Below are 10,949 nucleotides of genomic sequence, written 5' to 3'. Positions count from 1 at the left end.
AAAAAAGTTATGATACACAACACGCAATTACTACCCGTAGTTCAAAAGTCTACCTCCTTTGAAAAAACTTTTGTTTTGGAGAAAGAAAGGGTATTAACTGACCATCAAGTTATGGCGATGGCGGTATTACCGGGGGTTGTTTACCTGGAAATGGTGATAGCTGCAACTTTTGCACTGCAAGGAAAATTTCCAATTGCAGTTAAAGACCTCACCTTTACCAAACCAATGACAGTCCCAGCAGGAGAACCTGTAAATGCTGAACTACTGCTAGAACCACAAGCCCAAACGACTAAGTTTCAAATCTCTAATAGAAAGTTAAATGTCATATATGCTACGGGTACGGTAGCAAAGACAGAACAAGGAAATCCCACAGCTTTAGATATTCGCACAATCCGCGATCGCACACATCAATCGCTCCAACCAGAGAATATTTATTCTTGGTATCGCAGTTTGGGCATTGACTACGGTGCTGGATTCCGAGTGATCCAGTCGTTACAAGTCAACCAAAGCGAAGGACTCGCGGTACTAGAAGCGCCAGCATCGCTGTGGACAGAAGCCTCAACTTGCTACCTGCACCCAGCCCTCTTGGATGGGGCACTACAGTCTTTGGGGGCGCTGCTTGGTTTGGGTACGAGTAAACAGACAGGCACGCTGTACCTGCCATTCGCTATTGAAAAAGTCACAGTCTACGGCCAAGTTCAGGGGCAGGTTTTCGCCCACGTTCGTCGCTTGGAGTCAGAGAATAAAAACTCAACCGTAGCCAAGGGTGAAGTTTGTATTACCAGCCCCGATGGTAATATTTTAGTCGAATTGCAGGGAGTAACTGTCCTCCGCAAAACCAACATGGCTGAAGAATCCATATCTTCATCTTTTGCCAACTTATACAATTTTTGTTATCAATTACTTTGGCAGCCAGAGCCAGCACCTGTAACTTCTACAAACAAAAAACGGGCTTGGTTAGTTTTCATGGACGAACTCGGCTTGGCAGAAGCCCTGTGTCAATCTCTACAACAAGCTGGACATACATATATAGCAGTTAAAGCTGGTACTAAATTTAATCGTATAGATAAGTATAATTTTTCCATCTCTCCTACCCAAGAGAGTGCATACCAACAGCTATGGCAAGCAGTTTACCAAGACCATGAAGAAATTACTGGGGTTATTTACCTTTGGTCGCTGACAAATAAAGATTTTCGCAACACTGATTTCCAGCAACTGCACGTCAATGTCGAACAAGAATTTAAGAATCTGTTATTCATTACCCAAGCATTAGCAAAACAACAGCATCAACCCTGCGATTTATGGTTAATTACCAATGATTCGCAGTCGGTAACAGACAATACTCAGGTCTCCCACCCAGAACAAGCAGCGCTGTGGGGACTAGCACGGGTAATTTCCCGCGAATATGTTGAACTACGCTGTCATTGTGTAGATTTATCGTTGCAGGAACCCATTGCAAAACTTGTTGAAATACTGCGGCAAGAACTGCAAATTGCTAGCTCGTCCCATGATGTTGCATATCGAGGAAAACAACGCTGGACACCCCACCTAGTACCGATTACTCCAGTAGATTTTACCAACAACAAACCCTTAACTGTACGACCAGAGGGGGTTTACTTGATTACAGGCGGTTTTGGGGGTTTAGGTGGTGAAGTTGCGAAATTACTAGCTTCTCATGATTGCTCCCATCTGTACCTGCTAGGACGCAGACCTCTACCACCAGAGTCTACATGGTCTGCATGGTTAACACAAAATTCCGAACAAGAGGAAATTGCCACCCGCATCAAACAAGTTCAGCAACTCCAATCTTTAGGGGTACAAGTTATCCCTGTGAGTGGAGATGTAGCGAATTTAGCAGAAATGACAGCATTAATCGAGTCGATTTGCAATCGTCACGGGCAACTGCATGGCATTATTCATGCTGCCGGTGTAATTCAGGATGGGTTATTGCGTAGCAAATCAATGACGGCGATCTCTGAAGTGCTACGTCCAAAAGTCATGGGTGCATGGGTTTTAGCACAAGCCAGCCAGCATTTAAATTTAGATTTCTTAATCTTCTTCTCTTCCCTTGCTGCTTTAACTGGCAATGTTGGTCAAGGTGATTATGCTGCTGCTAACGCATTTCTTGATGCTTATGCTGCCTACCTAAAACCATCCCGTCCCGCTTTCAGCATCAATTGGGGGCCTTGGAGTCATGTCGGTATGTTAAAAACAACTGACAACGAGCAGATTCGAGCAATGGGATTGGAAGCAATCACACCAGATTCAGGACGGCAGTTGTTTGATTTAGCCCTACGTCACAGATTCGGACAATGGGCAATTTTTAAGCAATCTTCCACTCAAAACTTGGGTGAAGGTGTAATTTCTTTAAATAAACTTCGTCTTAGCAAGGGACAAAAATCCACGCCAACTAGTACACTAGAACCTCAAGTAAGAGAAAATCCTGACCTGTTAAAGTTAATTCAATCGTATCTGCTTGACAAAATAGCCCGGACATTGCGACTTGCAGAGGAACATATTAATCCTAAAGAAAACTTTATGGATTTGGGATTTGACTCCATTATGGCAGTGCAAGTCAAAAGTTCCATTGAGCAAGATGCTGGCTTAACGTTAGATGCAACCTTATTGTTTGAATTTCCTTCCATTATCGAGCTAGCTGAGTATCTAACTAATCAACATCCAGAAGCTTTTACGAAATTGTTATTACCAGATGCAGTAATTCAGGTAGATCCAGAACCAAAACAGCCTGTAATCGAAAATAACAGTTTAAATAATCATTCAGAGAAAAGTGTTACATCAATAGTATCTAAACAGAGCCTGCTGAACGAGTTAGATCGAACTCACCAGCAACTTAACAGCGAAGATGACGGGGATGTGGCTATTATTGGCTTATCTTGCCGTTTACCAGGAGCAGCAAACCTAACTCAGTTCTGGCAAAATCTCCAGCTAGGGGTAGATGCAATTACAGAAGTACCGCGATCGCGTTGGGATTGGCAAAAATTCTACCACCCAGACCGCTCCCAAACAGGAAAAACCTGTAGTAAATGGGGTGGGTTTATGGAGGGTGTTGAGGAATTTGACCCAGCCTTCTTTGGGTTGTCTTGGCGGGAAGCGCTACAAATGGACCCGCAACAACGCCTCATGTTAGAGGTAGTTTGGGAAACCTTAGAAACATCCGGATACTTGCCAGAGCAATTGGCTAGAGTCACCACTGGCGTGTTTGTTGGTGCTGCTGGTCAAGAATATGCCAACATACTTAAACGTGCTCATCGTTACTACGATGGCCATACAGGTTCTGGCAATGCCCTATCAATAGTTTCCAACCGCATTTCCTACCTGTTTAACTGGACTGGCCCAAGTATGACGATAGATACAGCCTGTTCTTCGTCATTAGTGGCGCTGAATATGGGGTATCAAGCTTTACGCCGTAAGGAAGTAGATGTTGCTCTTGTTAGCGGTTCTAATTTGATATTGACACCAGACGGAGCAATTATTTTCGGTCAGGCGGGGATGTTATCTACGGATGGACATTGTAAAACCTTTGATAGTGGAGCTGACGGATATGTGCGGGGTGAAGGTGTGGGCGCGGTGTTGCTCAAACCTTTAGCCCAAGCAATACGAGACAAAGACAATATTTGGGCTGTAATTAAGGGTGCAGGAGTGAATCATGACGGTCACTCTAAAGCCACCCTCACCGCACCAAATCCCAAAGCCCAACGTCGCTTGTTAGAAAATGTTTGGCAGCAGGCGGGTATCGACCCATCCCATCTGAGTTACATTGAAGCCCACGGTACGGGTACTTCTTTAGGCGATCCAATCGAAATTCGCGGGCTGGTGGAAGCCTTCGCAACCCATACAAAAAAACGCGCTTTCTGTGCTATTGGTACGGTCAAGTCGAATATTGGACACCTCGAACCAGCTGCGGGAATCGCTGGGTTGATAAAAGTAATACTTGCTTTAAAACACCGACAATTGCCACCAACGCTGCACTTTCAAAGTCCCAACCCTCATATTGTGTTTGAAGAAAGTCCATTTTATGTGAACGATAAATTGCGGCAGTGGACATCAACGGCAGATAAACGCTTGGCAGCAATAAGCAGTTTTGGTTTTGGTGGTACAAACGCCCATGCGGTTCTTCAGGAAGCCCCAACAATCCCAGTCGAGAGACCAGCACAAGACCGACCAGCCCATATTTTTACTCTCTCTGCCCAAAGTCCCGAAGCTTTGCAACAGTTGGTAGAGCGTTATTTAGAATATCTCGATCAAGAAGATAGCGCTGATATCCGCGATATTTGCTTTACCGTCAATACTGGCAGAACTCATTTCCGCCATCGTCTAGCCTTAGTTGTACGCTTTCAAGATCAATTAGCAGATAAGCTTTACATCATCTCACAAGCTGCCAACAAAACCTCCCTACGGCGATCGCTTATTTTTCTCAGCCCTAAAGTAATAGAGGAAACAACCTTTTCCTCAATTGTAGAGCGACTGCAACAATTACCACCCTCAGCACAAACAGCATTGCGAAACTGGTGTCAAGGCAGTTTATTCAGCGATAAAATTGTGCCACATCTGGGATTAGCTCCAGAATTTACAAGCAATGCCGCTCTTCCTCTTACCGATCACACCTACGTAGAATTACTGAAAGAGCTAGCAGAACTTTACTGTTTGGGAGTAGAAATCGATTGGCAAGCAGTAGATGCAGGTTTGATGAGAAAGCGCGTTGTACTACCTACCTACCCTTTTCAACGTCAGCGTTGTTGGCTGGAACCAGTACAAGAAAATATTGCCAATAGCAGTTGGGAAATGTCCATACATCCTTTGTTGGGACAGCCACGCTCAAACCTAGAAGGAGCAGTGTTTGAAAAACATTGGCATCAGCAAAACTCTCTGTTATTACAGCATCATCAAGTTAATGATCTTGCTCTATTACCAGGAGCAAGCGTCATCGAATTTATGGCAGCCGCAACCCAATATTTGCAGCCAAATAAAACTTATCGGTTGTCACAAATCGTCTTTAGCCGTCCGCTCAACTTAGGTGCATCGGGAGAAGTCTGGACTCAAGTATTAATTACTAAGAACAGTCAAAATTTAAACTTCTACTTGCGTAGCTCTCTAGAAAATCCAACACCAGAGTCCCATTGGACAGATAATGCGATCGCGCAGTTGGCAGAAGCCACATTCAGCAAGCCGACAGCACTTGATATTAGCAACATTACAGCCAGGTGTTCCCAACTATTATCCGGAGAACAAATTTATCAGGGTTTTGCTAAGGCAGGCTTAAACTACGGAGAGGCACTACAAGCTCTCACTCAAGTCCAATTTGGTCAGCACGAAGTATTAGCTCAATTACAACTACCGCATATATGGTTGGCCAGCGCTTCAGCTTATCGAGTGCATCCAGTCTTAGCAGATGCTGCTCTCCAAGCTTTAGCAGTACTATTTAGACAACCAGAACAATCGCAATTCCTCTATATTCCCTTTGCGATCGATGAAGTTTGTATTTACAATCACCTCCCCAATCACGTACTGAGTTGGGCTAAGTTGAGAGACACAACAAATTCTCCTGGGGAAAATGCCACAGCAGATGTGATTTTAGCGACCCCAGAGGGAGAAGTATTGGTAGAAATGAAACAAGTTCGTCTGCGCCGCATCAGACAGCGCGAACAGGTGAGCCAAACCCCACAATCATTACTCCATGAAAACAGATGGGAAACCAGCCCCATCAATACAAACCAACAGGTCAACATCCAACAGCCTTGGTTACTGTTCATCGAACCAGAAAGCATTGGCCAAAGCCTCGCCCATAGCCTGGCTCAAAGGGGGATCAAGATTCTCACTGTCTCTGGCGGCCAGCAATTTACAAATCAAAACCAACATTACACCCTCAACCCCCAACAGCCCCAACACTGGCAACAACTAGCCAAAATCATCCAACAACAACAAGTACAACAAATCGTCCATCTCTGGACAGCAACGGCTAAGGGCGACCAGCATAGCCTAGTGACCCTGGAACAAGGACTAGAGCGTGGCTTACGCAGCTTACACGCACTCATATTGGCTCTAGTAGAAGAAAAATACCTACCCAAAGGCTTAAATCTGCGTTTAGTCACAGCCAACAGCCAAACACCCAGTCAGATCCAAAATCCAGAAGCAGCAACCAGTTGGGGATTACTGAAAACCATCGCCTGGGAAATGCCGCAACTGCAAACCCAAGCCATAGAAGTGCAAATTGACAACCAAACTGATTTAAAAGAGTTAGTTACACAATTACAGCAAGAATTAACCAGCCCAATTACAGCAGCAGAAATTGCCTACAACAACGGACAACGCTGGCGACGAGTTTTAGCACCAGTTGATCATGTTGGCAATTCTCCGTGGCAGCCCCAGGAAAATGGCGTGTATTTAATCACGGGGGGATTAGGGGGGATTGGCTTATCAGTTGACCATTGGTTAGCACAACTTGCACCAGTGACTGTAATTTTGAGCGCCCGTTCTTCCTTCCCAGCAACAGAAGAGTGGAGACAATGGTTACAGACACATCCCCAGGATGACCCCACCAGTATTAAAATTCATCAACTGCAAAAAATTGTCGCCCTGGGTAGCAAACTGGAAATTGCACAAGCGGATGTAGCTGATTTGATCTCGATGTCACGTTTATTTGCCAATATCAACAGTGAATACGGACAAATAGACGGAATTTTCCACACCGCAGGGATAACTCAAGATGGGTTGTTACGTTCCAAGTCAAAGTCAACACTAGCCCAGGTGTTACAGCCGAAGGTATACGGCACTTGGTTGTTACATAGCCTCAGCAGCCAACAGCAATCACCAGTGTTGATGGTGTTATTTTCTTCAGTGGCGGCGTTGACTGGGAATATTGGACAAGCAGATTATGCCGCGGCCAATTGCTATTTAGATAGTTTTGCCCAGTGGCGTCATGCCCAAGGGTTGCCAACTTTAAGTATTAATTGGGGTTTGTGGGCAGAAACTGGCATGGGTCAACATTTGCTAGAGTCTGCACAACAGCGCGGCTTGGCTGCTCTGACTACTCCTACTGCTTTAACTGCATTAAAACAAGCTTTAACTTTATTACCTACCCATGCTGGGATTGCAATTTTCAACCAAAATCAGCATATTTCTCAGCCTGTAGAATTGAAACTGACTGCGGCAAATGATCACCCAGTTGTTACGGATGCAGCCAAGAAACTAGAACCTATTACACCCCAACTAACACCTGCCACTACTAAAACTACTAATAACCTGTCACCTCGCTTGTTGCGTCAGCAAATCCAAGAGCAGGTAATTAATGTCATGGCAACAGTGCTGGAAACTCCACCAGAACAAATCGATCCGCAACAAAGCTTTTTAGAAATGGGTCTAGATTCGATTTTAGCGGTGCGGGCTGTGAAAGAAATTCAGCAGCAGACCCAGAGTTCCTTCCCCGCGACATTACTTTTTGATTACCCAACTGTAGATGCTTTAGCGGCATATTTATCAGAACAACCCAATGCGGGTGAATGGGGGCGCAATTTAAACGAGCCAACAGCAGCGATTTCTTCTGTTGCAGACACGGCTAACGTACAACCAACACCACCAGTAGTATCCCTAACGCCTCTACCACCAATCGGTGTGCCGATAGTTGACAAGTTGGGTATCGAAGTTATTAAGCAAACGAGTAACGGCATCTCCGTAATGCTGCCAGCAAAACCAGAAAACCTTAACCATATCGGCACAATTTACGCTGGGGCAATGTTTTCTCTGGGAGAAGCAGTAGCAGCAATGGCACTGGTACAGTCATTATCGGCACATCATGTTAATTTTGTAGTCTTGGGTGTACGCATCACCTATCAGGAGATGGCGATTAATGACGTGTATTGTGATGTCTACCTTGAACCTGCACAAATTTCCACACTGCTGGAAAAACTGCAACTGCAAGGGGAAGTTCGTTACACCTGTCCGGTTGCAATTCTAGATAAATGGGGTAAAGCCATTTGTCAATTAGAAGTAGATTTCCTGTTGCGCGGTAAATCTCAGGGAAAAGTTACAGCCAGCTTACCGCAGCTAATAACTGCCAAAAACCCTCTAAATCAAACATCAGAACTTGTAAGAGCGCCTGTTGCTACCGCTAACGGTAAAAAATCAGTATCAACAGCCATAAATAACCAATCTGCGCCAGAGAATCCCATGAATCGGCAAGAGGAATTTGCCGAAATTGCAGATACGGATATGGCAATTATTGGTTATTCTGGACGCTTCCCCAATGCCGAAAATTTAGATGAGTATTGGTACAACCTGGCCAACGGTATTAATTGCATTCGGGAAATTCCCAATCAACGCTGGTCGCTGGATGAATATTTCGATCCCGACCCCCAAACCCCAGGGAAAATGTATACCAAGTGGGGCGGATTTATGAAATCCATAGATGAGTTTGATCCCCTATTCTTTGGTATTTCACCACGGGAAGCTGAAGCGATGGACCCGCAGCAGCGCCTGATTTTGGAAACTGCTTGGGAAGCGATGGAAATGGCTGGTTATGCTAAAGAGACATCTCAGGGTAGCTCGACAGGGGTGTTTATTGGTCTGAGCTCGGCAGAATATGCCCAGACTCAAGTACGTTCTAAAGAACAAGTAACCGCTAGTCTGGGTTTGGGTAATTCCCTTTCTATTGTTGCTAACCGCATTTCTTACCAATTCAATTTCAAAGGCCCTAGCTTAGTTATTGATACAGCCTGTTCATCTTCCTTTGTGGCACTGAATACCGCAGTACGAAGCATCATTCAGGGGGATTGCGAAACAGCTATTGTCGGCGGTGTCTACGTAATTCTTGCACCTGAATCTTATATTTTCTTTAGCAAAGGAGGTTTTATGTCTCCTGTGGGGCAGTGTAAAACATTCGATGCCAGTGCTGATGGCTACGTACGCGGCGAGGGTGTGGGTGTATTAATGATTAAACCACTCAAACAAGCACTGCGCGATCGCGATACGATCCATGCAACGATCAAAAGCGTTGCCATCAATCAAGATGGCAGATCGAACGGGTTAACAGCGCCCAATAGCCGCGCCCAAGTTGCCGTGATCAAAAATGCACACAAACAAGCAAATATCAATCCCGAAACTATTTCCTATATAGAAGCACACGGCACGGGTACTGATTTGGGTGACCCCATCGAAGTGAACGCCCTCACAGAAGTGTTCCGCGAACAAACCCAACGCCGTCAGTTTTGTGCCATCGGTTCGGTAAAAAGCAACATCGGTCATTTAGAACCAGCCTCTGGGATGGCATCAATAATTAAAGTGATTTTGGCACTTAAACACAAACAACTGCCGCCAACGCTCAACTTTAAAACTCCCAATCCCTACATTAATTTTGAGGATACGCCTTTCTACGTTAATAATCGTCTGCGTCCTTGGCAACCAATACAGGGTGTGCGACGTGCGGGCATTAGCAGCTTTGGTTTTGGCGGTACAAACACCCATGTCATCTTGGAAGAAGCACCAACAATTTTGCAGCCAGACAAAACTGTTGAGCTTCCCATCCGCATTTTGACATTATCGGCTCGCAATCAAAATTCACGTCAAGAACTAGGGAAGCGATATCTTTCCTATTTAGCCCAAAATCCACACACAAAACTCAGTGACCTATGTTTCAGTGCTAACTGCGGTCGCTCCCACTTCATCCACCGCATGGCAATTACAGCCACTACCATTGCAGATTTGCAAGCTAAACTCGAAGCTTTCGTTTCAGACAAACCAATGTCAGGAATGGCTATTGGTAGTTGGGAGTCGCGCAAACGTCCCCGCGTTGCTTTTCTGTTCACAGGTCAAGGTTCTCAAAAAATTAATATGGCGCGGGAACTGTACGAAACGCAACCGACATTCCGCGACAGCCTCAACAAATGTGACAGCATTCTCCAACCTTACTTAGAGCAATCTCTGTTGTCGGTAATTTACCCCCAAACTGGTGCAGAGTCGCTTTTAAATCAAACAGCTTATACCCAACCTGCCTTATTTGCCATTGAATACGCCTTATTCACTTTGTGGCAATCCTATGGTGTAGAGCCTGATGTTGTCTTAGGACATAGTGTAGGTGAATATGTAGCAGCTTGTGTGGCAGGTGTGGTTAGCCTGGAAGATGGTTTGCGACTAATAGCACGTCGGGGACAGTTAATGCAAAGGCTACCGCAGATCGGCGGTATGGCAGCAGTATTTACGGATGAGAAAACGGTGACCCAGTTCCTCAAACCATTTGGGGAGCAAGTTGCGATCGCCGCCGTAAATACTCCCCAAAACACAGTTATTGCCGGGGAAAGTCAAGCCCTAGAAAAGGTCTTGCAAAACTTGGAAAACCAAGGCATTAACAGCCACACCCTTGCAGTTTCCCATGCCTTCCATTCGCCTTTGATGGAACCCATCCTGGATGAATTTTACGAATTTGCTCAAACTATCACCTACAATGCACCAGAAATTCCTTTAGTATCCAACCTGACTGGTGGATTCCTGGAAAGCGGTCAAATTCCCGATGCCAGCTACTGGCGTAACCATATCCGCCAACCAGTGCTATTTGCTTCAGGCATCCAAGCTCTTGCATCCAGAGGATTCCGCATCTTCTTAGAAATTGGAGCGCACTCAATTTTAAATAATATGGCACGGCAAATTTTACCTACTGATACATCTGTATGGTTGCATTCCTTACAGCAAGGCAAAAGTGATTGGCAGGCAATTCTCGAATCTTTGGGACAGCTTTATACCCTTGGTGCATCTATAGATTGGGAAGGATTTGACAAAGATTACATCCATCAGCGAATTTCTTTACCAACCTATCCATTTAACCGCAAGCGTTACTGGCTAAATGACGACAGTACCAATATTTCTGTGGTTTCCTCCCCCAAAGCAGCACCAACCCCAGATATTCTACTAAATAGTTTTGTAGATATTCTCCAAGAGTAAAA

At 45.1% G+C, this 10,949-nt stretch carries 1 protein-coding gene; it reads left to right on the top strand.

All coding sequences use genetic code 11. The annotated features are described in order from the left end of the window. Positions 1 to 9 precede the first annotated feature (9 nt). Entirely contained in the window at positions 10 to 10,947 is a 10,938-nt protein-coding gene (locus tag H6G32_RS11115; RefSeq protein WP_190458066.1) for a type I polyketide synthase, read from the top strand. Positions 10,948 to 10,949 lie beyond the last annotated feature (2 nt).

The organism is Cylindrospermum sp. FACHB-282 (assembly GCF_014697195.1).
Taxonomy (GTDB): Bacteria; Cyanobacteriota; Cyanobacteriia; order Cyanobacteriales; family Nostocaceae; genus Cylindrospermum.
The sequence above is the reverse complement of the archived record's forward strand: the minus strand, read 5'-3'. Positions and strand labels throughout refer to the sequence as shown.